Below are 23,605 nucleotides of genomic sequence, written 5' to 3' on the forward strand. Positions count from 1 at the left end.
GTCGCGTCAGATCCTGCGGAGCGCGTCGGCGGGGAGAAGGCGCGTGGCGCGCCAGGCCGGGTAGAGCGCACCGAGAGGCCCGGCAATGAAGACGAAGATCAGCGCCTGCACGATCGACCAGCCCGACAGGTAGGGCACGATCAGGCCCGCCGCGAATTTTGTCTTCGCCGCCAATTCCATGGCAAGGGCGCCGAGAATGATCCCTATGACCCCGCCGGCCGCGCTCATGAAGACGCCTTCGATGAGAATGAGCCGAAGAATACGCCGCGGAGACCAGCCTAGCGCTGCGAGAACGCCAATCTCGAACGTCCGTTCGTTTACCGCCATCAGAAGTGTATTGGCAACGGCGACAGAGGCCATCGCCATGACGACCAGTGAAATTGTCTGGGCAATCGCCTGAAGCAGATCGAAGATGCGGATGCTGTTGGCAAACTGCTCGGTGTCGCCTACCTCGAACCCCGGCGCGGCCACGATGAGCCGGGTTCGAGCAACGGCGATGTCGTTCTTGTCCAGCGGCCGCTTCAGCCTCACCTCGTACAAGGTAAACACGTCCTCCCGCGACAGGAGTTGCTGCAGCCCTTCGAGCGGAACGATGGCGCTGTTCTGGTTCAGCATGGACGAGAACGACGCGATGCCGACAATTTGATAGGGCTGGAACTGGAGCTCGACCGTATCACCGACCCGCTTGTCCAAAGCGCTGGCGATCGACTCGCCAAGGACCACGGGCCATTGGTCCCCTGATGCGGGGAGCCGCCCCGCTACGAGGTGCATGTCTTTCCACAGGAAGCTGCCGCTCGGCCAGCCGGCCATGACAATATTGGCGGCGTCATCAGCGGTGGTGATGTTCAGGAGAACGCCCGACGCGGCCTCGATGTTTGGCACCGCGGAAAGCCCGGAGCCCAGCGACCTGGGCACGGTGCTGCTCACCAGGTTGAACGCGCCGCGCTGGCTTACCACCAGGTCCGCACCGTTCTCATCGATTCCCGATGCGAACGAATGCTGGACGCCGGCGGTCAGGCCGGTAAGCGCCACAAACCCCGCGACCGCCAAAGCGATGCCGAGAATCGTGAGGAGGGTGCGAAGCGGACGTGCAATGAGACCGCGCAAGGGCAGAGTCAGCTCTGTCATGGTTAGCGCATCCCCGACGTCGGCGCAGGCGTCGACACCGCCGCTATTCGGCTGTCCGACCGAATGCGGCCATCCGAAATCTCAACGCGCCGACCGCACAGTGCGGCCACGTCCTCGTCATGGGTCACCACGATCACTGCGGTGCCGAACTCGCGATGCACGTTGCCGATGATGCTCATCACGGATTGGCTCGTCTGCACGTCGAGGCTTCCTGTCGGCTCGTCCGCAACGAGAAGCTTCGGACGGTTTGCAAGCGCCCGCGCAATTGCAAGCCGCTGGCGTTCGCCGCCCGAAAGCTCAGCCGGCCGGAGCGTAGCGCGCTCGGCAAGACCGAAATGTGCCAGAAGCTCGAGCGCGCGATCGCGACGCTGCCGCGCTCCGCCGAGGTTCCCCAGCAAAGCCACCTCGATGTTCTCGCGCGCCGATAAGGACTGGAGCAGGAAGAAGTTCTGGAAAACGATGCCGATCTTGCTTGCCCGGACGGCTGCCCATGCAGCCCTTCCGTTGATGGCCCTTCCTTCGAACCGAACTTCGCCGCGCGTCGGCCGGTCGAGCCCACAGACCAGGTTCAGGATCGTGGACTTGCCGCTCCCGCTCCGGCCGACAATGGCGACGGTCTCGTCATCCTGGATCGCAAGCGACACATCGTCAACGGCGACAATGCGGCCGCCGTCAAAGTCGCGGCCGACATTGCTCAATTCGACGAGGAGGGACATGAGCACGAACGAGGAGTCATACTCGGCCTTTCCTGAGATCGGCGACAAGTGCCGGGATCGAGCCGCCGTTGCCGGCGAGCAGCTGGGCAACGCGGTCCCGCTGCTGCACGGTCACGGAGCCGCCGTCGACAAAGACATCGCCGATGCAAAGCTGTCCGCGGCAGTGGCGGACACGCCAGTCCACGGACGTCGGGCCGTGGAGCGGCCGGCGGAATTGGCTGCGCACTAGGATGTCGCCATTAGCCAGAGCCTTTGTGCCGAGCACGGTGAGAGTCTTGTCCTGCGTCCGCTCCAGCCTGTCGGCCAGCCGGTGCGCAATAGCGTAGAGAAGCGCATCGACCACCGAGGCGCGGTCGTCTGCACTCGCGCGTCGCCAATACGTCCCGAGCACGGCTTGGGCGATTCCCTTGCCATCGAACGCCGCTGAGATGGAGCGGAGCTGCCCCTCGGCGGATCCACCGTGCCCAAGCGCAATTGCCGCCTGTCGCACAGTCTCAACCAACTTGACCGCGTCACTCTGCTCATCAGCCGCTGCCGAAAGCGGTGGGGCGCAGATCGCGAGTAGCGCGGAGACGAGCAACAGCCGGGCCAAAGCTACCCAGCTTGCGTGCGACCATAGGGCTGCTGTCATGATCCTTATGTCATCCAATGCGCTGTTGGCTGTCAACATCGAGCGTCCCAGGAGCCCGCGCAGGCGCATGCCCAAAAGCGGCTGCCAGCGGTGCGAGGCGAGCTACGCGCGCTTTCTGCCTTTCCGTCAGGTCGGCATGGCGGCTGCGCACCTGTTTGCCGAACGTCGCGGCGACCTGCAACATCCGCTCCTCACAGCCGCGGGAAAATGGCAGGCCGAGTTCGCCGTAGATACGCTTCATCTCGCCCACGGGGTCGTCACTGAGATCCTGCAGCCGCACTTCCGCGAGGTCGGCAGCTGGAATCTGGTCTCTGTCCGCCAGATAGTGCATCTCTGTGGCGAGATATTCGTGAGCGATGATCTCCTCCTGCTCATCCTCGGGCAGTGGCGGCTGCAGGGCGAATGCACGTTGCAGTTCGCGCGCCAGAAAGAGGTTGGACCGGAACACGACTTCCGGCGAACGGGAGATGTGGACAAACTTGGCGCCAGGAAACAATTCCAGGAGGTAGCGGACGCGCGCCGTGTGGCTCGGCGACTTGAGCAGAAGTCGCCGCCCGCCCGCAACGAGAGCAAGCTTCTGGACGAAAGCCAACTGATGTGAGCGCCAGCGGCTAAACTCGTCCGCCGAAAGCGCGTCGAGATCGTGAAATCGATTGAAGAAGGCCTGCCGGCGGGGAAGTATCGCGCGTCCTGTGAGGACGGACATCCCACCCATATTGTTCAACGCGAAGTCATCCTCCGCTGGCAACCTGGCGCCCACCGGCACCACTGCGTTGAGGCGCGTCAACGGTAGCAAGGGTACGAAAAGGTAGCGCAGGAGAACCCAGCCAAGGACGAATGTCTGAGGGGCCAGGACCTGCGGCCAGCTCGGCGATCTTAGGCTCGGATCGGCCGCCAGCAGGTTCTGCAAAAAAGTCGTCCCGGATCGGAAGTAGCCAAGAACGAACACCGGCGCGTTATCCCGCTCCATCCGCGGAGGTTGTAGCCGCAGCCATGCCCCAAGGATCAAGCGCTCCGGCAGGGAGGCGATCGTGTTGATGCCGGAAATCAGCAGCAGGAGCGCCAGGCGCGGCCAGTAAGCGGGAGGGATCCGGCCTTCTGCGCGCCACAGGATCCGCATCACTGCGTCAAGAGGTGCCACGCACATAAAGTGCGGATACGGCAGATAGGGCACCAGCCGACGGGCTGCGAGCGAGAAGTTTTCGTGAAGGGCCCTCATCAGGCAGTCCGGAACATCATGGTTTCGGTGGTCAATCCCGGCCCGAACGCCATGCCGCAGCCGAGCAGGCCCGACGGCTCGTTCAGCATTTCGGCCATCACGAACATCACGGTTGCCGACGACATGTTGCCGTATTGCCGCAGCACTTCGCGCGATACGGCGAGCGCGGTGGGCTCCAGTTTGAGTGCCCGCTCGACCGCGTCGAGCACGGAGCGGCCGCCGGGATGCACCGCCCACAAATCGATCTCCTTGGCGGGCCTGCCGCCGAGGATGGCCGGATGCTCGTTGCGCAGCGTCTCACGGACCGCGCCGGGAACCTGGCCGGACAGCACCATGTCAAAGCCGTCGTCGCGGATGTGCCAGCTCATCAACTCCTTGCGCTCCACTGCCACGATGGCGTGGAAACTTTCGAGCAGGATTCCGAGCGGTTCGGCCGTTACCAGCGCGGCTGCGCAGCCGTCGCCCCATAGGCAGAACGAGATCAGCTTCTCAAGCTCGGTGGCCTCTCTGAAATGCAGCGTGCACAACTCGATGTTGACGATCAGCACGCGGGCTTTCGGGTCGGAGCGCACGATGTGGCGTGACAGCTTCAGGGCGTTGATGGCGGCATAGCATCCCATGAAGCCGACGATGGTCCGCTCGACCGACGTTGCCAGGCCGCATCGCTGCACCAGTTCGAGGTCGATGCCAGGCGCCGAAAAGCCGGTGCAGCTCGTCACGATCAAATGCGTGATCAGCGAGCGGTCGTCATCGACCAGAAGCTTGTCGACGGCCTTCTGCGCCAGCTCCGGCGCGGCGGCCTCGTACATCTCCATACGGATTGCGGTGCTGGCGAACGAGCCCCTGACCGAGGTGCCGTCGCGGTCAATTGCCCCACCGCGCGGATCGTCGGCGGGCGCAAAGCAGGAATAGCGATGTTCGATCCCGGCGAGAGCGACCATTCGTTCGAAGAGCGTAAGGCGCTGGGCATCGTCTTCAAGCAGCAAAGCTCCATAGCGGAGGTAGAACTGATGCACGTCGTGTTCTGGAACTGACGTGGCAATGCGGTTCAGATACGCTTGAGGGGACAAAATTGCTCCGACAATGAGCCCAATCGGGTCTCATAAGAGGTCTAGGAATTGGGGAAGCGTCTCCTGAGGTAAACGTCGGCATAAGGTATTTTATTGCGCGGCGCCGATATTTCTCATTAGCAAACTGTGATACCAGCCTCCAATCTTGTATGAAAGGGACCGACGTTCGGCTTCGTTATCCGGATTGAGTTCACATGCGAGCTCCGCCATGAACAGCGCTCAGCCATAAAGGTAAGACCGAATTCTATTTGCCGGATTGCCGGCTGAAGCCTAGATTTCCGATGCATCGCATGACCGACATAAACATCAGGCATCTGGAGCCAGAGCTCCTCGACGGCCTCCCGGCCGATGATCCTCGTGCGATCGCATCCCGTCGTGATCTCGTTCGCATCAATGCATTGATGTTCCAGGCCAGGTTCATGGCGTCGCTCTTTCGGGCGAACGTGCAAACGCCGCCGCTGCGCATCCTCGAAATAGGCGCCGGTGACGGAAAGTTCATGCTGACGGTGGCGCGGCTGATGGCGCGGCGTTGGCCCAACGTCGAGATCGTTATGGTCGACAGGATCGGCCTGATCGGCAAGGATGTGTGCAACTCTTTCGCCAAATTTGGTTGGCGGGCGCAACCCGTAACCGCCGATATATTCGATTGGACAGTGGACAAGCCCTTCGATCTTGTTTGCGCCAACCTTATCCTCCATCACTTCGACGACACGCGCCTCCTGGAGCTGCTTGCCCGGATCATGACGATGGCTCCGATGCTCGTCGCGACGGAGCCGCTTAGGGCCAAGGTGCCACTTGTCGCGACACGATTGCTGCCATTGATCGGCGCCTGCGCGGTGACACTGAACGACGCGGCGCAAAGTGTCCGCGCCGGTTTTCGCGGCACGGAACTTTCACAATTGTGGCAACTGTCAGGGGGAACGCCTGTGATTGAGGGCCGCCGGGGCCTGTTCACTCAAGCTTTCGTCGGTGCCAGCGTGCCCGGCGCCAGATGATGCACGACGCAATTGTCATCGGTGCTGGCCCCGCCGGCAGCTCTACCGCCATAGCGCTGGCCCAACATGGCTGGTCGGTGGCAATGGTGGAGAAGGTGGAGTTTCCGCGTCGAAAGGTCTGCGGCGAATTCATGTCAGGGACCAGCCTTGCCTTGCTTGACCGGTTGGGCGTCGGCGAGATTTGGCGCGCGGAAGCCGGCCCGGAAATACGTCGCGTCGGGTTCTTTTCGGGCGATGTCTCGGCCGAGGCGCGAATGCCGGGCGCCAAGGCGGGTCCTGGCCGCGCGCTCGGCCGCGATCGTCTGGACTACATGCTGTTACAGGCCGCCCAACGTGCGGGTGTCGAAGTTCTCCAGCCTTGCAAGGCTGTCGCAATTCGCCGGCGCGATGATTTGCAATTTGTGACGGTGGAAGAGGGACAGCAGCAAAAGGTTTTGAGCGCACCTGTGGTAGTTGCCGCGCATGGATCCTGGGAAACCGGGAAGCTCCCAAGCCACATTGCAAGAACAAGCAAACCTTCCGACCTTTTCGGTTTCAAGGCGCATTTCACCGGCGCCGCACTGGCGCCCGACCTGATGCCGTTGCTGGTATTCCCAGGCGGCTATGGAGGAATGGTAACGGCAGACCATGGCCGGGTTTCAATTTCCTGCTGTATTCGCCGGGACGTTTTGTCCGGGCTGCGCCAGCGCTCTGGAAACGCTGCGGCCGCCGATGCGTTGTGGCGCCACGTTTTGGCCTCGTGCCGAGGCATAGGAACTGTGCTCGCCGGTGCCGAACTGGATGGCCCATGGCTCGCAGCAGGACCGATTCATCCCGGTATTCGAGCTGGCTATGATCAAGGCATCTTCCGCGTCGGCAACATCGCAGGTGAGTCACATCCTGTAATCGCTGAAGGCATTTCGATGGCGCTGCAATCCGGCTGGCTCCTTGCGAGAGAACTGATCGCGTCGGGTAAAGGCCACGAGGGCCACGATGGGGCCGGACATCGCTACGAAAGGGAATGGCGTCGACAATTCTCGACCCGTCTGCGTGCCGCAGCCTTGATTGCCCGAATAGCGCTTGGGCCTGGCGGCGCGACGGCTATGCGCGCCGTGATCAAGAATTTTCCGGCGGCTTTGACACTTGGCGCTCGATTGAGTGGAAAGACCCAGCCTGTTCCGGGCTTTTGACGTCAAGTAGCGCTGCTCATTGACCAACCGAATGAGGCGTTGGGGTGATGCAGAGGGTACCGTCGAGCATATCCGCACGCGGGTCGAGATGCTTCCGCGCAACAGACAAACAATCCGCATTCCGCCTCCCCTCTCCCGCGCAAGCCTGCCACAAGCTTGTTGCGGCATGGTCGCTTAGGAAACCCGGCAAAGAGGCGGACTTTCTTGGCGATTTCTCCACCCAGCGACATCGTTCTCGATGTTGCCCGAGCCGTCGACCCGACGGATATCGAGGCTGCCCGTGCCGCGCTCACCAAGCGGGCCAACGGCGTTGGCGGCGCCTTCTCCGTCGACATGGCGGCTTCGGTCGACGCCGGCTCGATCCTGTCGCGCGCCACGGCCGACAAGGCCGCAGCAGGCGCCGATCCCGCCAGCAAGTTCAAGAAGTTCGAGGCGATGGTCTTGCAGACCTTCATCCAGAACATGCTGCCCAAGGACACCGAGGGCGTCTACGGCAAGGGGCTGGCCGGCGACATGTGGAAATCGCAGCTTGCCGAGCGCGTCGCCGACGTCATGGCCGAACGCGGCGGCATCGGCATCGCAAAATCGCTGCTGGCCGACCACTACAAGGACGGCAAGCGCACCGTGCCGATCGGGCCGGTATCAACCGGGCCGCACAAGACCGAGATCGACCAGCAGACCCGGCTCTCCACCTCGCTGGTCGAGGAATTGCAGCGCAAGGCCGCCCGGTCGATGACCGGCGACGAGACGACCATCAAAACCGACATCAAGATCTAGACCAGGATTTTCAATGGCCGATTTTTCAAAATTCTCTTCCAACCTGCCGGCGCGTACTTCCGAGGCGCCGATCCCTTTCGCACGGCCGGGCAACCTTGCCGCCATCATTGGCCGCATCGAGGAGGCGGTCGAGGAAGAGACGGCGGGTCTGAAGAACGACACCAGCTATGACCTCAAGGCCTCGAACGCCCGCAAGAGCCGCTATCTTTATGAGCTGACCCGCGCCATGAAGGGCGCCAACGAGGTCGAATTCCTGGAGCAGCACCGCGACAGCCTGGCGCGGCTGCGCCAGAAGCTGGCGAAGAACGAAGCGGCGATCCTCGCGCACCTCAACGCAGTCAACGAGGTCGCCACGCTGTTGAAGAACGCCATCCAGCGCGCCGAAGCCGACGGCACCTATTCGGCCGGCGAATTCGGATGGGCGAGCTGATGATTGCTGCAAGACCCCGGAAGAACCCGTGATCAAATTCATCGCCGCCGCGATATGGATCTGCGCCGCCACGCTCGGCGCCGTGTTCTATTCGTTCCAGGCCGCGGGCGAGCGCGGTGTCGGCGAGACGCCGAAGCCGATGCTGGGCGGTCTCGACTACGTCAAGACCGACATCATCTCGGTGCCGTTGATCCGCAATGCCAAAATCGACGGCTATTTCCTCACCAAGCTCGTCTACACGGTCGAGCCGGCCGAGATAAAGAAGATGTCGATCCCGGCCGAAGCGCTGATGACCGATCAGGTCTATTCCTATCTCTATTCCAATCCGCAGATCGACTTCACCAAGAAGGAAACCATCGATCTCGACGCCTTCCGCAAGGCTATACGCGACACCGTCAACGCCCGCGTCGGCGCGGATCTGGTGCATGAAGTGCTCATCGACCAGGTCAACTTCCTGACCAAGGATGAGATCCGCGACAACGCCATGCGCCGCCGCAAGGACCCGGCCACGCCGACCGAACCGGCACCCGCGGAATCGGCGCAGGCCGAGCCGGCCAAGCCGGCTGCGGAACACTAGCCTTCGTCGCGGGGCGGATATTTCTCTGCCGCATTCCCTTCGACTGAACGAGATGACGCATCGCCATTGCGTTGACGTTTACGTCAACTCGAAGCTATATGCGCCAAGCGACCAGGATCGCGGCACGCGCGAGACAGCGACTTTCGGCAGAGGCCGGTCACTGACGCGTGGCAAAACGCAACGAGACGAGGAGAACAGTCATGAGCGTTCAGGAGATTGCCGAGAAGATGAAGTCGCGCGTGGCGAGCGCCGGGTTCGAACATTCGGTGAAGTTCGATACCGGCAGCGACGGCGTCATCGTCATCGACGGCGCAACCGTCTCGAACACCGACGCGCCGACCGACTGTACCGTCAAGCTCTCGCTCGACGATCTGGACTCGCTGATCGCCGGCGATCTCAACCCGACCATGGCGTTCATGTCCGGCAAGATAAAGGTCGAGGGCGACATGACGGTCGCCATGGCGCTCAGCCAGTTGCTCGGCTAATCCGTCGCAAAAGCAAAACGCCGCCCCATCAGGCGGCGTTTTGCTTTTGTCGACCCCAAGGTTTCTACATAGACGAAAGCCGGCTTTTTACGCCGCAAACGTCAGCGGCAGCGCCTTGAGCTTGCGACCCGCCGCCTTCAGCGTGCCATGCGCGCCGTCGAGTGCGCCCTCGACCAGCTCCAGCGCCAGCAGGCGATGCCGCTCATACGGACCGGGCATGGCCAGCGCGCCGGTCTTGTCAGCCGAGAAGCCGAAGCGGCCGTAGTAAGGCGCATCGCCGACCAGCAAGATCGCGGCATGACCGAGACGCGCGGCCTCGGCCAGCGCATGGCGCATCAGCGCCGAGCCGATGCCGGCGTTCTTCAGGGCCGGGTCGACGGCGAGCGGGCCGAGCAGAAGCGCTGCCGGACCGCCCTCGCCCAGACGCACGTCCCACAGCCGCACGGTGCCGGTCACCGCGCCGGCCGCATCGCGCACGACAAAGGCGAGGCCTTCCGAAGGCCGGCGGCCGCGCCGCAACTTCTCCGACGACTTCTTGCGCCGCATCGGGCCCATGGCCTCGTCCAGCAAGGCTTCGCGCGATGCAATGTCTGCCGCGGTTTCGGCGACGATGACAATGGCGCGGGCACTCTCCCCCCTTGAGGGGGAGATGTCGCCGAAGGCGACAGACCTTGAGGGGGAGATGTCGCCGAAGGCGACAGAGGGGGTCGCCACGCGTGAAGCGCTAACGCCCTTGATCGCAAAAGAAGTCGAGGCAGCCGAAGCGACCCCCTCTGGCCTGCCGGCCATCTCCCCCTCAAGGGGGGAGAATCCCACGGCACCGTCAATGAAATTTGCAATATCCATTTCCGCGATCCTTCACGAGCGGAGCTTGTTCCACAGGCGAACCCGGGCGGACGCAAACGCCCGCCTGGGGAGATCTGAAGGCCGAAGCCGTCAGATCACGTAGGATCGGAGAGGTTCGAAGCCGTTGAAGGCGACCGCCGAGTAGGTGGTCGTGTAGGCGCCGGTGCCCTCGATCAGCACCTCGTCGCCGATGGTCAGCGACAAGGGCAGCGGATACGGTGTCTTCTCGTACATCACGTCGGCCGAATCGCAGGTCGGGCCGGCGAGCACGCAAGGTGCGGTCTCCGAACCGTCATGACGCGTGACGAGGGGATAGCGGATCGCCTCGTCCATCGTCTCGGCCAGACCGCCGAACTTGCCGATGTCGAGGAACACCCAGCGCACATTGTCGTTGTCGGCCTTCTTCGAGATCAGCACGACTTCCGACTTGATGACGCCGGCATTGCCGACCATGCCGCGGCCCGGCTCGATGATTGTCTCCGGGATGGCATTGCCGAAATGCTTGCGCAGCGCCGAGAAGATCGCCTGGCCATAGGCCTGGGCCGCCGGCACGTCACGCAAATAGCGCGTCGGGAAACCGCCGCCCATATTGACCATCTTCAACACGATACCCTCGTCGGCGAGCGTGGCGAACACCTTCTTGGCGTCGGCCAGCGCACGGTCCCATGCCGTCAGGTCGGTCTGCTGCGAGCCGACATGGAACGACACGCCATAGGCGTCGAGACCGAGCACCTTGGCGTGGCGCAGCACGTCGACCGCCATCGCCGGCACACAGCCGAACTTGCGCGACAGCGGCCATTCAGCACCCTCGCCGTCGGTCAAGACGCGGCAGAACACACGCGCGCCGGGAGCGACGCGGGCGATCTTGTCGACTTCCTCGACGCAGTCGACCGCGAACAGCCGAATGCCGAGCTGGTAGGCGCGTGCAATGTCACGCTCCTTCTTGATGGTGTTGCCGAAGGAGATGCGGTCCGCCGGCGCACCGGCGTCCATCGCCATCTCGACTTCGGCAACGGAAGCGGTGTCGAAGGACGAGCCCATCGCAGCAAGGAGGCGCAGGATTTCCGGCGCCGGGTTTGCTTTCACCGCATAGTAGATCTTGGAATCGGGCAGCGCCTTTTCGAAGGCGCGGAAATTGTCACGCACGACATCGAGGTCGACGACGAGGCAGGGGCCGGACGGACGTCGGGTGGCGAGGAAGTCAAGGATGCGCTGGGTGGCCATCGGGTCTCTCCATAAAACGCCTTGCGGCGCGCAATAAGGCTGCGGGACACGGGCTGTCAGCCTCGCGAACTCGCGGTGGACAAAGGCGGGACGGAAATTCATGGAACCAGCCGGTGGAGACCCCGGAACCATGAAACGCCGTCTCGCGGCGGTGAACCTTGGCCTTGCCCGGCCTCGGTTCGCTTTGTCTGCCTTGGCTTGGATGGGAGACCCGTCCGCACTGCCGGCAATGAAGGTGTGCCTCTTCAGTAACCCCGGTCTTTGGACGACCGGCAGAACACCAGAAAGGCCCGCACCGTCGTTGCTTCAAGGTGTCCTCGGGCTGGCGGTTGGCCGCTAGACCGACTGGAGGGGTTAGCTCCAGTTACCTTACCGATTTCCCTCACCATTCGAGGATCGGCGGACACCCACAGGCACGTGCGACTTTGGGCAAGCGCGATATAAGATCGAAAGATTTCACAATCAATAAAAATCGTATCCCAGGTTGTAAAATTTCTGGCATCGAACAATGCTGCGCCAACCGTATCCGGATATCGAACGATGACAGGCACGCACGGCCCGCTCAACGCCTTTCTCGATCTGCGCCGAATGCCGGTTGCCAACGCGGAATTGGGGCCGCTGGCCGGGCTGCGGCTAGCCGTCAAGGACATTTACGATGTCGCCGGCTATCGCACCGGTTGCGGCAATCTGGTGAAGTTCAACGAGGCGCACGCAGCCTCCAGCACCGCACCGGCAGTGCAGATGATTCTCGACGCCGGCGCGCGCTTCATCGGCAAGACGCAGACCGACGAGCTTGCTTTCTCGCTGATGGGCCAGAACGCGCATTTTCCGTTTCCGGTGAACCCGGCGGCGCCCGATCGCGTCACCGGCGGCTCCTCGTCCGGGTCGGCGGCGGCGGTGGCCGGCAAGCTTGCCGACATCGCCACCGGCTCCGACACCGGCGGCTCGATCCGGGCGCCGGCGAGCTTTTGCGGGCTGATCGGACTGCGCACCACGCATGGCCGCATTTCGCTTGAAGGCACGATGAAGCTGGCGCCGAGTTTCGATACGTTCGGCTGGTTCGCCGACGACATCGAGACCTATGAGACGATCGGCAAACTGCTGCTCGGCCGCGACCCGCACCAGCACCTTCTCAACCGCCCGCTTTCGATCCGCTGGCTGGACGCCTTCGTCGCCGGCCCCGCCGAGGCCGCCGAGTATGCCAGGATGAGGGCGCTGGCGGCTACTGTCGTCGGCGAACCAAAGCCGGTGGAATACGTCTTCGCTTCCTTCCCCGACGAGCTCTACTGGTGCTTTCGCCGTCTGCAGTCCTGCGAGGCCTGGAACCAACACGGCGCCTGGATCGTGTCGGGCGAGCGCGATCTCGGACCGGGCGTCGAGGAGCGCTTCGGCTTTGGCCGGACGATCGACGCAAAGACCGCGCGGGCCGAGGCGGTGCGCCGCCTGACCTTCCGCTCCGAACTCGCCGCTCTGCTCGGCCAGGGCGGATTTCTGGTCCTCCCCACCGTTCCGGGCCCTGCTCCTCTGGTCAAAAGCGAGCCGCAGCAGCTCCAGGCCTACCGCGAAAGGGCCTTGCATCTTCTTTGCCTTTCGGGTCTTTCAGGCTTTCCGCAAATCACCCTGCCGCTCGGCTCGGTTGACGGCGCCCCTTTCGGCCTCTCGCTGCTCGGCCCTCCCGGCAGTGACATTGCCCTGATACGGCTCGGCCGGCGGCTTCTCGATACGGCACGAAAGGCCTGATCCATGGACACACTGACCCGCATGCGCGCCTTCATCGACGTCGTCGAGGCCGAGGGCTTTTCGGCCGCCGCGCGCAAGATCGGCCGTTCCAAGGCGCTGCTGTCGAAATATGTGCGCGAACTCGAGGACGAGCTCGGCGCGCTGCTGCTCAACCGCACCACACGCCAGTTCTCGATGACCGAGGCCGGCCATACCTATTACAGCCGCGCTTCGGAAATCGTGCGCGAGGTCGACAGCCTGGCCGACGCGGTGCGCGAATCCTCCGGCGACGTGCGCGGCAGGATCAAACTGTCGGCGGCGCGCACCTTTGCCGATGCGCCGATCGGCCAGTCGCTGATCGATTTCGCCAAGCAGCATCCCGACATCGTGCTCGACATCCATCTTGATGACCGTTTTGTCGATCTGGTCGAGGAGGGCTTCGATCTTGCCGTGCGCATCTCGCGGCTGGAAAACTCCTCGCTGATCGCCCGGCGCCTCGGGCCATTTTCGGTCAGGCTGTGCGCATCGCCGGAGCTGATCGCCAAGCACGGCAAGCCGACGCGCCCGCAGGATCTCGCCAACATGCCCTGCATCGTCGACACCAACGGCCGTTCGCTCGCCAACTGGCGTTTCAAGGGCGAGGGCGAGGAGTCCGTTAGCGTCAACGTGTCGGGGCCGATCGAGGTCAACAGTCCGATGGCCGCGCGTGCCGCCGCCGTGTCGGGCCTGGGCTTCGCCATCCTGCCCGATTTCATCGCCGCCCCCGACCTCGCATCCGGCCGGCTGGTTTCTTTGCTCGACGACCGCATCCAGTCGGGCAGCGGTATTTTCGCCGTCTACCCGCACCGCCGCTATCTGCCGGCCAAGGTCCGCGTTTTTGTGGATTTCCTGGTGCAGTGGTTCAAGAACCGCGAGGACGCCTGACCTGGCTTCGCCGTCAAAGCGCGTTGCGCTTTGAGTTTTTGCCGGTGCGTGTCGTTGTCCCAAAACCGCTTCGCACTTTTGGGCGACACGCAGCACCGGTCCCAATTTCGCCCGCTTTCTGGTAACCTCTCGAAATCTCTCCGAGGCCGATGGAACAGCGACCGAGAATGCACCTGAAACAGCACGCAATCATGCTGGCTTCGGCCTTGGCGGCGACTTTTGCCGCCGTCGGAGCGGCTGGCGCGCATCCTCATGTCTTCGCCGAGGCCCGCCTCGACGTGATCCTGTCCCCGGATCACCAAAGTGTGAAAGCGCTGCGCCACCTCTGGCGCTTCGACGATTTGTTTTCGAGTACGGTGATGATGGAATTCGACAAGAACTCCGACCTGAAGCTTGACGACAAGGAGCTGAAGGATGTCGCCGACACCGTCCATGCTTCATTGGCCGAGTTCAACTATTTCCAGCTCGTCACCGTCGATGGCAAGGACGTGCCGATGACGCCGCCGCCGCATCTGATGGCCAATTTCGACAACGACCAGTTGATCATCCTGTTCGAATCCGAGCCGAAGGAGCCGATCAAGCTCGCCGGCAAGATCGATTTCGGCGTCTACGATCCGACCTTCTATACGGCGATCGATTTTACCGAAGATTCCAACATCACCGTTGAAGGCCTGCCCTCGAACTGCACCAGCAAGGTGATCCGGCCCGACCCGGACGAGGCGATCAAGGAAAACCAGAAGACCCTGACGGAAGCTTTCTTCAACGACCCGACAGGCACCGACATGAGCAAGATCTTCGCCACCAAGCTCGAACTGAACTGCCCGCCAGAAGGATAAATCCGGTGATGAAACCGTCCCTGCGTTTGGCGTTCGGCCTCGTCGCCGCTGCCGTGGTGATGACGCACTTTCTCGGGCAGGCCCACGCCCAGAGTTCGCTCGGCATCGGCGTCAATGACGGCATGGCGCCGACCACCGGACCGTTCGCCCACATCCTGATGTGGATCAATCTGCGCCAGCAGGAATTTTACCGCGCGCTGGCCACCGCGATGAAGGCGATGCGCGAGGACGGCAGCAAGATGTGGCTGCTGATCGGCCTGTCCTTCGCCTACGGCATTTTCCACGCCGCCGGCCCCGGCCACGGCAAGGCGGTGATCTCGTCCTACATGGTGGCCAACGAAGTGGCGCTCAAGCGCGGCATCCTGTTGTCCTTCGTCTCGGCGCTGCTGCAGGGCCTGACCGCGATCGTGGTGATGCTGCTTGCCTATTTCGTCCTGCGCGGCACCGCCATTTCGATGACCGACGCGGCCTGGTTCATGGAAATCATGAGCTATATTTTCGTCACGCTGTTCGGCGCCTGGCTGTTGTGGCGCAAGCTCGGCCCCACGGTCCAGCGCTGGTTCGGCAAGGCGCCCGCCTACAGCCTGTCGGCGGCGCATGCCGGCCATTCCCATGGCCACTCGCATGCCGGTCACAGCCACGCCGCCCACAGCCATTCGGCTCACGCGCATTCGCATGCCTTGCATGTGCATGACGATCACGACCATTCGCATGATCATCACGACCACGACACACACGATCATTCCCATCACGACCACGCTCATCACGATCATGCGCATCATGATCATGCGGCAGGCGAGGTCTGCGATACGTGCGGCCATTCGCATGCACCCGATCCGGCGCTGCTGTCGGGCGACCGCTTCGACTGGCGCACGGCCTGGTCGGCGGTGGCCGCAGTCGGCATCCGCCCCTGCTCAGGCGCGCTGATCGTGCTCAGCTTCGCCTTACTCAACGGCCTGTGGCTCGGCGGCCTGCTGTCGGTGCTGGCAATGTCCCTCGGCACCGCCATCACCGTCTCGGCGCTGGCGACGATCGCGGTCACAGCCAAGAACTGGGCGGTTTATTTTGCCGGCGACGGCCGCATGGGCAATCGCATCCACACGTTCGTCGAGATCGGCGGCGCCGCCTTCGTCTTCCTGTTCGGATTGCTGCTGTTGTCGGCGAGCCTGACCGGCAGCGTTTGATCCCTGCGGGTCAGACCTGACCCGCTATCTTGCCGCCCAGCTCATCCTCGATGTGGGCGCGGATGATCTCGTCGAAACTCTTCTCGGCGCTGAAGCCGAGGTCCCTTGACCGCTTAGCCTCGAAGCGCGTTGGCCAACCCTTGACGATGGCCCAGATTGTTTGGTCGGGCTGTTCGCGGATCAGCTTCACGACCTCGGCGCCGGCAATGCGTTCCAGCGCCTCGATCTGTTCGCCGACCGTGACGGCGACGCCGGGCATGGTGAGATTGCGGCGTGGCCCGACGGTGGCACCGTCGATCCCCGCGGCATGAATCAGGAAATTCACCGCCGAGCGCGGGCTGGCATGGGTGTGCAGCACCGAGCGCGGCACCGGCAAGATCGCCTCATGACCACTTAGCGGCTCGCGGATGATGCCGGAGAAGAAACCAGAGGCCGCCTTGTTAGGCTTGCCGGGCCGGACGCAGATGGTCGGCAGTCTTATGCCGATGCCATCGAAGAAACCGCGCCTGGAATAGTCGGCCAGCAGCGCCTCGCTCATCTGCTTCTGGGTGCCGTAGGAGGTCAGCGGCGTCGGGTGGAAGTCGTCCGGTATGACATCGGGGAACGGCGCGCCGAACACGGCGATCGACGAGGTGAAGACGAGGCGCGGCGCAAAGCCCGCCAGCCGGACCGCGTCGAACAGCGCCCGTGTGCCGTCGAGATTGACGCGGTAGCCGAGATCGAAATTGGCTTCCGCCTCGCCCGACACGATGCCGGCGAGATGGAACATGACGTCGGGGCGTGAGGCGACCAGGCTCTCTGCAGCGCCGGCGTCGGCAAGGTCGCCTGTATGCGTAGCGATGCTGACGCCGTCCATCGCCGGCGCCTGCGGCGGCACGATATCATGCAGGTCGAGCGCGGTGATCTTGCGGCCGTTGAGCGTGCCATCCTTGGCCAGCCGGGCGACAAGCTTGCAGCCGACCATTCCGGCTGCACCAGTGATTAGAATGCGCATTTGTAAAAGCCTCTTATTTGTCCTTGTTCTGGCGGCGCCCGCGCAACCAGAACACCAGAAAAAATGCCAGCACGAAGGCGGTGCCGACGATGCCGGCAAGTACGGTCGAGACACTGCCGACAGCCAGCATCACGGTCGGCAGATAGAACGCCGCGATGCCGAACAGCAGCATGATCCAGAGTGCGGCAATCGCCGCGTTTCGCGTGTCGCGATCCATCACGCCGTCCCGACGCTGCGGGAACTCGTCAACTTGGATGCCAATGCCATGAAATTCCCTGTCAGTGATAATGGCCGTGATGCGGTGGCGCACCATGGTCGTGGTCATGATCGTGGTCGTGCTCGTCATGGCTGTCGGCGCACTGGCCGAATTCCGGCTCGACGGTGGCGTGACTGATGCCGTGCTCGGCGGCGAGCCGCTTCTTGATGGCGCTGACCGCCTGATGCGCATCGACGCCGTCATTGAGGCAGGCGTGCAGCGTCGCCATGTTGCTGGAGCCATCCAGCGACCAGACATGCATGTGATGCACCTCGCGCACGCCTTTGACGGTGCCGGCAATGTCCTTGGCGATGAGGTCGCGGTCGAGGCTGGCCGGTACGCCTTCGAGCAGGACGTGGGCAGCTTCACGCATCAGCGACCACGCGGTGGACAGGATCAGCACCGAGACCAGCACCGACAGGATCGGATCGATCGGCGTCCAGCCGGTCGCCAGGATGACCAGCGCCGCCACGATCGCCGCCGCCGAGCCGAGCAGGTCGCCCAGCACATGTAGGATGGCGCCACGCATGTTGAGGCTGTCGCGGTCGCCGCCATGCAGCACGAAGAACGAGGCGATGTTGACCAGAAGGCCGGCAATCGCCACCACCAGCATCGGCCCGCCAAGCACCGGCGCCGGTGTCATCAGGCGGCCCCAGGCTTCGTAGACGATCCACAGCGCGATGGCGAAGATGGCAATGCCGTTGGTGTAGGCAACCAGCGTCTTGACCCGGCCGAAGCCATAGGTGAGGCGCACGGTCGCTGGCCGTCCGCCAAGATGGAACGCATACCAGGCAAGGCCGAGCGCGATCGAATCGGCGAGCATGTGGCCGGCGTCCGCCAGCAGCGCCAGCGATCCCGTCAGCAGGCCGCCAAGCACTTCGGCGACCATGAAGCCGGCGGTCAGGCAAGCCGCGATCAGCACGCGCTTCTTATCGGTCGAGCCATGCGCATGACCGGCGCCATGGCTGTGTCCGGCATGCGAACCGTGATCATGGCCGTGCGCCATCGCCGAAACTCCTGTTACGCACCGAACTCGGCGCGGAAATCCTCGAGCCGTCGCTTCTGCCGGCCTTCGCCGTCGAAATTGGCCGGGTCGAGCCATGCCTCATAGGCTTTACGCAAGGACGGCCATTCCTTGTCGATGATCGAGTACCACGCGGTATCGCGGTTTTCACCCTTGACCACAAGATGCTGGCGGAAAATGCCCTCGAACTTGAAGCCGAACCGTTCCGCCGCACGCTTCGAGGGTTCGTTGCGGTTGTTGCATTTCCATTCGTAGCGGCGATAACCGAGCCCGTCGAAAATGTACTTCATGAACAGGAACTGTGCCTCGGTCGCTGCCGCTTTTCGCGAAATCAGCGGCCCCCAATAGATGTTGCCGATCTCGATAACGCCATAGGCGGGGTCGATGCGCATCAGCGTCTGCCGCCCGGCGACCTTGCCGCTGGCCTTGTCGATGACGGTGAAGAACAGCGGATCTTCGCTGGCCTCGACCTTGTCCAGCCATGGCTGGAAATCGGCGCGGGTCTGCGGCGGATAGTCGGGCAGCCAGGCAAAGCGGCCATCGATGTCGGGCACGGAAGACGCTTCGTAGAGCCCATCGCCATGCTTTTCGGCGCTCAGCGGTTCAAGCCTGACATAGCGGCCGTCAATGGGCTTACGCTCGGGCCGTGGACGCGCCTGCCAGTCTTTGAGATTTTCGGACACGTAAAACTCCAATCCGTTTGACTTTTGTGAGCAGACGCTCACAAAAACGCGACCCAACAGTAAGAACCACACGGACGGGAAAAATGCTCCACACGATTTCGGCCTTCGACCGTCTCGGCGAGGAAAACGCCTTTGCGGTGCTAGCGAGGGCGACGGCGCTGGCGCAACAGGGCCGCGACATCGTCAATCTCGGCATCGGCCAGCCCGACTTCAAGACGCCGCAGCACATTGTCGAGGCGGCGATCAAGGCGCTGCGCGACGGCCATCATGGCTATACGCCGGCCAACGGCCTGCTGGCGACGCGCGAGGCGGTGGTGCGGCGCACGCTGACCACCACCGGCGTCGAGGTCTCGCCCGAGAATGTGATGATCCTGCCCGGCGGCAAGCCGACCATGTTCGCGGCGATCCTGATGTTCGGCGAACCAGGCGCGGAGATCCTCTATCCCGACCCCGGCTTCCCGATCTACCGCTCGATGATCGAGTTCACCGGCGCTGCACCCATTTCAGTGCCGATCCGCGAGGAGAACGGCTTTGCCTTCTCGGCTGAGGAGACGCTGGCGCTGATTACGTCGAAGACCAGGCTCTTGATCCTCAACTCGCCCGCCAACCCGACCGGCGGTGTGACGCCACGGGCCGAGATCGAGAAGCTGGTGAAGGGACTGCAGGCGCACCCGCAGGTCGCCATCCTTTCCGACGAGATCTACGACGTCATGACCTATGACGGCGAGACGCATTTTTCGCTGCTCAATTTCCCCGAAATCCGCGACCGGCTGATCGTGCTCAATGGCTGGTCGAAGACCTGGGCGATGACTGGTTGGCGCATGGGCTGGTCGATCTGGCCGAACGGCGACAAGGGCGCGCACCTCTACGACAAGGTGCGCAAGCTGGCGGTCAATTGCTGGTCCTGCGTCAACGCCCCGAGCCAGTTCGCCGGCATCGCCGCCATCGACGGCCCGCAGGACGATGTCGACAAGATGATGCGCGCCTTCGACAACCGCCGGAAGATCGTGGTCGAGGGCCTGAACGCCCTGCCCGGCGTTTCCTGCATCACGCCGAAGGGCGCCTTCTATGCCTTTCCCAATGTCTCGAAGACCGGCTGGAAGGCCAAGAAGCTAGCCTCGGCGCTGCTCGAGGATGCCGGCGTGGCCCTGATCGGCGGCCCCGATTTCGGCATTCTCGGCGAAGGCTACATCAGGCTCTCCTACGCCAATTCCGAGGAGAACATCTTGCGCGCGCTGGAGCGGATCGAGGCGTTTTTGAAGAAGTAGTCACGGCCGCCCGGCCGGGTCCCCGCTGCTTCGCAGCGTTCCGGCGTTCGTTGGCCTTTCATCGTGCCACCTGGCACGATGAATTTGCTTCGCGAACCGGCTGCTCACCCACGCCCGACGAACGGCATCTTGGTCGCCATCACCGTCATGAACAGCACATTGGCGTCGAGCGGCAGGCTGGCCATGTGGACGACGGCGTCGGCGACGCGCTGGACGTCCATCACCGCTTCGGCGGCAATCGAGCCGTTGGCCTGCGGCACGCCGACGGTCATGGCATACGCCATGTCGGTCAGCGCATTGCCGATGTCGATCTGGCCGCAGGCGATGTCATAGGGCCGACCGTCGAGCGCCAGCGTCTTGGTCAGCCCTGTTATGGCATGCTTGGTGGCGGTATAGGGCACCGAGCCGGGCCGCGGCGCATAGGCCGAGACAGAACCGTTGTTGATGATGCGGCCGCCCATCGGCCGCTGCTTGCGCATGGCGCCGAAGGCAGCGCGGGCGCACAGGAACGATCCGGTGAGATTGACGCCGACAATGTCGTTCCAGATCTCGACCGGGATTTCGTCGATGGGCGTCGACTTGTAGCTCATGCCGGCATTGTTGAAGAGCAGGTCGACGCGCCCGAAAGCCGCCGCCACCGTCTCGAATAGGTCATCGACTTGGCCGGCCTTGCTGATATCGCAGGCTACCGCCAGCGCCTTGGCGTCCGTCTTGCCGGCCTCGGCGATCGCGGCGTCGAGCACCTGTTTGCGGCGGCCGCAGAACACCGTGTTCCAGCCCGCCTTGAGCAGCGCCGTGGCGACGCTCTTGCCGATGCCCGTGCCGGCGCCGGTGACGATAGCGGTTTTCTCTGTGAGGGCTGTCATGATTTTGCTCCTGCGCACCGCGCATCCCCGACACAGATCGGGATGCATCCGAGTGCACCGAGGCATCGCAAATGACGGGGATCATGGCAAGCCGAACACGCAGTGATCGGCTGAACAAAAAGGGCGGCCATTGGCGACCGCCCCTGATCTGAACCGGGCTTGGGAGGAGGATAAGCCGATCCGACTGCTAGAATCATGCGCTTCCTCAGTAAACGAGACGTTAACGCTGTTTTCCTGCCCGCACGCGCCGCCTCAGCCGCGCCGCAGCGCTGGCTACCAGCGCGGGTTCGGCGCGGTGCCAGCCGGGACCGCCACCTTGGCCGCCGACACTGTTGCCTCGACATGGTCAACCAGCGCATCCGGCAAGCCGAGCCGGCCGGCGAGCAGGTCGAGATAGCCGCGTTCGGCGCGCGTGTCGGGATCGATGGTCAGCCGCGACGCCGTGTAGAGCTCGAGCCTCTGCTCGTCGGTCTTGGCGCCGGCAACCAGCGTGTCGAGGTCGAGCGGGCTGTCCAGCTCGGCCAGCAGGAATTTTTCGGCATCGGAACCGACGCCGGCGAGCTTGAGCTTGCCGGCGATCTTTTCGCGCTCCTCGTCGTCGACATGGCCGTCGGCCTTCGCCGCCGAGATCATCGCCCGCACCAGCGTCAGCGTGAACTCGTCCTCGCCTTGCGGCGCCTGCGAGGGATGGAAGCCGGTGTCGGCCGGCGGCGGCAGCAATTCCGGCTGGCCGGCCGCCGGCGCCTGCTCGGGCGCATTGCCGGCCTTGTAGTTCTGGTAGGCCTTGTAGGCGAGACCGCCGATCGCGGCCAGTCCACCGAGCTTGATGGCGGTGCCCGTCACCTGGCGTCCGGTGCCGGTCCCAAGCAGCACCGCGGCCAGCGCACCGGCGGCCAGCGGATTGTCCTTGGCCATCTGCACGGCCTGTCCTGCCTTGTCGCGGACGGTGCCGGTTGTGCCGGGGACTTGCGAGCCGAGCAGGTCGTCGAGAAGCTTCTTGGGGTCGAACATAGTGCCTCCAGAAAAGGGCCCGCGCCTGATAGGAACGAGCGGGTTTTGGACGTTGCAGACGTAGGGCCCGCACATTGACATTACAATGACGGGTACGCGCTTTGCTATCGGCGCCGGCAATCCCCGAAATCGAATTCGATGTGTCGAAACCCGCCTCGGCTTCGGTTAGTGTCGCCGCGACATTGGCGAAGGAGTTTGCCGTGACTGATCAGCCTGACCGCGAGCCGGCGCGTGATCCGCAGGATCTTGAGCGCCTGCTGATCGACCGGCAGTGGGTGGGCGATATTGACGGCATGGTGGCGCTGTTCGAACCCGATGCCGTCATCGACACCAGCGAAGCGGAATTGACGCGCGGCCGTGAGGCCATCCGAGCTTTGTTCGAAGCATTTGCCGCGACCGGGCGAAAATTCCAGCGTGGCGAGCAGCGCCCTGCGGCCATCAATGGCGACCTGGCGCTGACCTCGACCCGGCTTCCCGACGGCTCGATAACCTCGGAGGTCGCTCGCCGGCAAAGCGACGGCACCTGGCTGTGGGTGATCGACCGCTATTCCGTCGCCTGGTGACCGAAGCCAGCAATACGGATCCTAACTGCCGATATGCCCCCTGCCCTGCGCCTGCGCCAGTTCGACCTGGCGCTGGCGCTCGGCGTAGCGGGCACGATCCTCGTCCGAACGGGCGTCGTAACAATGCGGGCATGACACGCCGGTAGCAAAATGCGGCGACAGCCGGTCCGCCGGCGTCAGCGGATGCCGGCATGCGCGGCACAGTTCAGCCTCGCCCTCGGTCAGCCCATGCGACACCGAGACCCGCTCGTCGAAGACAAAACATTCGCCTTGCCACAGACTGTCTTCGGCCGGCACCTCTTCAAGATATCTGAGGATGCCGCCCTTGAGATGGAACACATCGTCGAAGCCGAGCGACTTCACGTAGGCCGTCGCCTTTTCGCAGCGTATGCCGCCGGTGCAGAACATCGCGACCTTGCGGCCATCGAGCGCGTCGCGATGCTTTTCGACCCAGGCCGGGAACTCGCGAAAGCTCGACGTCTGTGGATCGACGGCGCGCTCGAAAGTACCGATCGACACTTCGTAGGCATTGCGGGTGTCGATGACGACGGTGCCGGGGTCCGAGATCAGCGCGTTCCAGTCGGCCGGCGCGACATAGGTGCCGGCACCTGTCGCCGGATCGAGGTCTTCGACGCCCATGGTGACGATCTCGCGCTTCAGCCGCACCTTCATGCGATGGAACGGCATTTCGGCGGCGTTGCTGTATTTGACCTCGAGATCGGCAAGGCCTTCGATTGCCTCCAGATAGGCGATCAGCGCGGCGATATCAGTCTCGCTGCCGGCGACCGTGCCGTTGATGCCTTCCTGCGCCAGAAGCAGCGTGCCCTTGATGCCGCGCCCGCAGCAGAATGCGGCAAGTGGCGTGCGCAATTCCCGCAGCGCGTCGAAGTCGCCCAGCGCCGCAAATTTATAGAGCGCGGCGACGCGCACAGGTTCATGGTTGGACAGTGTCATCGCCAAGCCACTAAACCGTGGTCAAAGCGGATTCAAGGCAGAGCTAAGGAAGCCTT

Annotated in this window: 26 protein-coding genes; 12 read left to right on the forward strand and 14 right to left on the reverse strand. The window is 63.5% G+C overall.

Annotation, left to right across the window (positions count from 1 at the left end; genetic code table 11):
* Positions 1-6 precede the first annotated feature (6 nt).
* From AC1DYO_RS05210 to AC1DYO_RS05230, 5 genes are all read right to left on the reverse strand, one after another.
* Positions 7-1,128: an ABC transporter permease gene (locus tag AC1DYO_RS05210; RefSeq protein ID WP_477260958.1), complete on the reverse strand. Its 1,122-nt coding sequence runs from the start codon at positions 1,126-1,128 to the stop codon at positions 7-9.
* 2 nt (positions 1,129-1,130) lie between these two features.
* Positions 1,131-1,772 carry an ABC transporter ATP-binding protein gene (locus tag AC1DYO_RS05215; protein WP_477260960.1) on the reverse strand — a complete coding sequence of 214 codons (642 nt, stop codon included), beginning with the start codon at positions 1,770-1,772 and terminating at the stop codon, positions 1,131-1,133.
* Positions 1,773-1,860: 88 nt separating this feature from the next.
* Complete coding sequence (locus AC1DYO_RS05220) at positions 1,861-2,544, reverse strand: Tgt2/MlaC family protein (protein ID WP_477261465.1); 684 nt, start codon at positions 2,542-2,544, stop codon at positions 1,861-1,863.
* Complete coding sequence (locus AC1DYO_RS05225) at positions 2,486-3,694, reverse strand: sulfotransferase family protein (RefSeq protein ID WP_477260962.1); 1,209 nt, start codon at positions 3,692-3,694, stop codon at positions 2,486-2,488. The genes AC1DYO_RS05220 and AC1DYO_RS05225 overlap by 59 nt, the downstream gene beginning before the upstream one ends.
* Positions 3,694-4,710 carry a type III polyketide synthase gene (locus tag AC1DYO_RS05230; RefSeq protein WP_477260964.1) on the reverse strand — a complete coding sequence of 339 codons (1,017 nt, stop codon included), beginning with the start codon at positions 4,708-4,710 and terminating at the stop codon, positions 3,694-3,696. The genes AC1DYO_RS05225 and AC1DYO_RS05230 overlap by 1 nt, the downstream gene beginning before the upstream one ends.
* A gap of 344 nt (positions 4,711-5,054) precedes the next feature.
* On the opposite strand from AC1DYO_RS05230, the gene AC1DYO_RS05235 reads away from it, so the two are divergent.
* The 6 genes from AC1DYO_RS05235 (at position 5,055) to AC1DYO_RS05260 (ending at position 9,197) form a co-directional block, all read left to right on the forward strand.
* Positions 5,055-5,759 carry a class I SAM-dependent methyltransferase gene (locus AC1DYO_RS05235; protein WP_477260966.1) on the forward strand — a complete coding sequence of 235 codons (705 nt, stop codon included), beginning with the start codon at positions 5,055-5,057 and terminating at the stop codon, positions 5,757-5,759.
* Positions 5,759-6,928 carry an NAD(P)/FAD-dependent oxidoreductase gene (locus AC1DYO_RS05240; protein WP_477260968.1) on the forward strand — a complete coding sequence of 390 codons (1,170 nt, stop codon included), beginning with the start codon at positions 5,759-5,761 and terminating at the stop codon, positions 6,926-6,928. The genes AC1DYO_RS05235 and AC1DYO_RS05240 overlap by 1 nt, the downstream gene beginning before the upstream one ends.
* 204 nt (positions 6,929-7,132) lie before the next feature.
* Positions 7,133-7,705, forward strand: a complete 573-nt coding sequence (locus AC1DYO_RS05245) for a rod-binding protein (protein WP_477260970.1) — start codon at positions 7,133-7,135, stop codon at positions 7,703-7,705.
* 13 nt (positions 7,706-7,718) lie between these two features.
* A complete protein-coding gene (locus AC1DYO_RS05250) occupies positions 7,719-8,135 on the forward strand; it encodes a hypothetical protein (protein ID WP_477260972.1) in 417 nt (138 codons plus the stop codon).
* A gap of 28 nt (positions 8,136-8,163) precedes the next feature.
* A complete protein-coding gene (locus tag AC1DYO_RS05255; RefSeq protein ID WP_477260974.1) occupies positions 8,164-8,712 on the forward strand; it encodes a hypothetical protein in 549 nt (182 codons plus the stop codon).
* 200 nt (positions 8,713-8,912) lie between these two features.
* Entirely contained in the window at positions 8,913-9,197 is a 285-nt protein-coding gene (locus tag AC1DYO_RS05260) for an SCP2 sterol-binding domain-containing protein (protein WP_477260976.1), read from the forward strand.
* Positions 9,198-9,284: 87 nt separating this feature from the next.
* Here the strand turns inward: AC1DYO_RS05260 and AC1DYO_RS05265 are convergent, their stop codons facing one another.
* Complete coding sequence (locus tag AC1DYO_RS05265) at positions 9,285-9,986, reverse strand: GNAT family N-acetyltransferase (protein WP_477260977.1); 702 nt, start codon at positions 9,984-9,986, stop codon at positions 9,285-9,287.
* 147 nt (positions 9,987-10,133) lie between these two features.
* Positions 10,134-11,267, reverse strand: a complete 1,134-nt coding sequence (odc2, locus tag AC1DYO_RS05270; RefSeq protein ID WP_477260979.1) for an ornithine/lysine decarboxylase — start codon at positions 11,265-11,267, stop codon at positions 10,134-10,136.
* 540 nt (positions 11,268-11,807) lie between these two features.
* On the opposite strand from odc2, the gene AC1DYO_RS05275 reads away from it, so the two are divergent.
* The 4 genes from AC1DYO_RS05275 to AC1DYO_RS05290 all read left to right on the forward strand — a co-directional run bounded on the left by AC1DYO_RS05275 (position 11,808) and on the right by AC1DYO_RS05290 (position 15,930).
* Positions 11,808-13,007, forward strand: coding sequence for an amidase (locus AC1DYO_RS05275; RefSeq protein ID WP_477260981.1), 1,200 nt, complete (start codon positions 11,808-11,810; stop codon positions 13,005-13,007).
* A gap of 3 nt (positions 13,008-13,010) precedes the next feature.
* Positions 13,011-13,910 (forward strand): LysR family transcriptional regulator, encoded by a 900-nt coding sequence (locus tag AC1DYO_RS05280; protein ID WP_477260983.1) that lies wholly within the window; start codon positions 13,011-13,013, stop codon positions 13,908-13,910.
* 167 nt (positions 13,911-14,077) lie between these two features.
* Entirely contained in the window at positions 14,078-14,746 is a 669-nt protein-coding gene (locus tag AC1DYO_RS05285) for a DUF1007 family protein (protein ID WP_181057482.1), read from the forward strand.
* 8 nt (positions 14,747-14,754) lie between these two features.
* Positions 14,755-15,930 (forward strand): nickel/cobalt transporter, encoded by a 1,176-nt coding sequence (locus tag AC1DYO_RS05290; RefSeq protein ID WP_477261467.1) that lies wholly within the window; start codon positions 14,755-14,757, stop codon positions 15,928-15,930.
* Between the two features lie 10 nt (positions 15,931-15,940).
* Here the strand turns inward: AC1DYO_RS05290 and denD are convergent, their stop codons facing one another.
* The 4 genes from denD to AC1DYO_RS05310 are packed head-to-tail and all read right to left on the reverse strand — an operon-like array spanning position 15,941 to position 18,887.
* Positions 15,941-16,924: a D-erythronate dehydrogenase gene (gene denD, locus AC1DYO_RS05295; protein WP_477260986.1), complete on the reverse strand. Its 984-nt coding sequence runs from the start codon at positions 16,922-16,924 to the stop codon at positions 15,941-15,943.
* A 13-nt stretch (positions 16,925-16,937) separates the two neighbouring features.
* Complete coding sequence (locus AC1DYO_RS05300; protein WP_477261469.1) at positions 16,938-17,144, reverse strand: hypothetical protein; 207 nt, start codon at positions 17,142-17,144, stop codon at positions 16,938-16,940.
* A gap of 58 nt (positions 17,145-17,202) precedes the next feature.
* The gene (locus tag AC1DYO_RS05305) at positions 17,203-18,186 is read right to left on the reverse strand and encodes a cation diffusion facilitator family transporter (protein WP_477260988.1); all 984 of its coding nucleotides are present in this window, start codon (positions 18,184-18,186) and stop codon (positions 17,203-17,205) included.
* Positions 18,187-18,200: 14 nt separating this feature from the next.
* Positions 18,201-18,887 (reverse strand): GNAT family N-acetyltransferase, encoded by a 687-nt coding sequence (locus tag AC1DYO_RS05310; protein ID WP_477260990.1) that lies wholly within the window; start codon positions 18,885-18,887, stop codon positions 18,201-18,203.
* 83 nt (positions 18,888-18,970) lie between these two features.
* Between AC1DYO_RS05310 and AC1DYO_RS05315 the strand changes: the two genes are divergently transcribed.
* Positions 18,971-20,155: a pyridoxal phosphate-dependent aminotransferase gene (locus tag AC1DYO_RS05315; protein WP_477260992.1), complete on the forward strand. Its 1,185-nt coding sequence runs from the start codon at positions 18,971-18,973 to the stop codon at positions 20,153-20,155.
* 104 nt (positions 20,156-20,259) lie between these two features.
* On the opposite strand, the gene AC1DYO_RS05320 is transcribed toward AC1DYO_RS05315, so the two are convergent.
* Complete coding sequence (locus tag AC1DYO_RS05320) at positions 20,260-21,021, reverse strand: SDR family oxidoreductase (protein ID WP_477260994.1); 762 nt, start codon at positions 21,019-21,021, stop codon at positions 20,260-20,262.
* A 273-nt stretch (positions 21,022-21,294) separates the two neighbouring features.
* The gene (locus tag AC1DYO_RS05325; RefSeq protein WP_477260996.1) at positions 21,295-22,032 is read right to left on the reverse strand and encodes a tellurite resistance TerB family protein; all 738 of its coding nucleotides are present in this window, start codon (positions 22,030-22,032) and stop codon (positions 21,295-21,297) included.
* A gap of 200 nt (positions 22,033-22,232) precedes the next feature.
* Between AC1DYO_RS05325 and AC1DYO_RS05330 the strand changes: the two genes are divergently transcribed.
* Positions 22,233-22,595: a YybH family protein gene (locus AC1DYO_RS05330; protein WP_477260998.1), complete on the forward strand. Its 363-nt coding sequence runs from the start codon at positions 22,233-22,235 to the stop codon at positions 22,593-22,595.
* A gap of 21 nt (positions 22,596-22,616) precedes the next feature.
* Here AC1DYO_RS05330 and trhO read toward each other — a convergent pair whose 3' ends face one another.
* Positions 22,617-23,549 (reverse strand): oxygen-dependent tRNA uridine(34) hydroxylase TrhO, encoded by a 933-nt coding sequence (gene trhO, locus AC1DYO_RS05335; protein WP_477261000.1) that lies wholly within the window; start codon positions 23,547-23,549, stop codon positions 22,617-22,619.
* Positions 23,550-23,605: the final 56 nt, after the last annotated feature.

The sequence above is a fragment of the Mesorhizobium sp. P2_F5 genome (assembly GCF_056403715.1).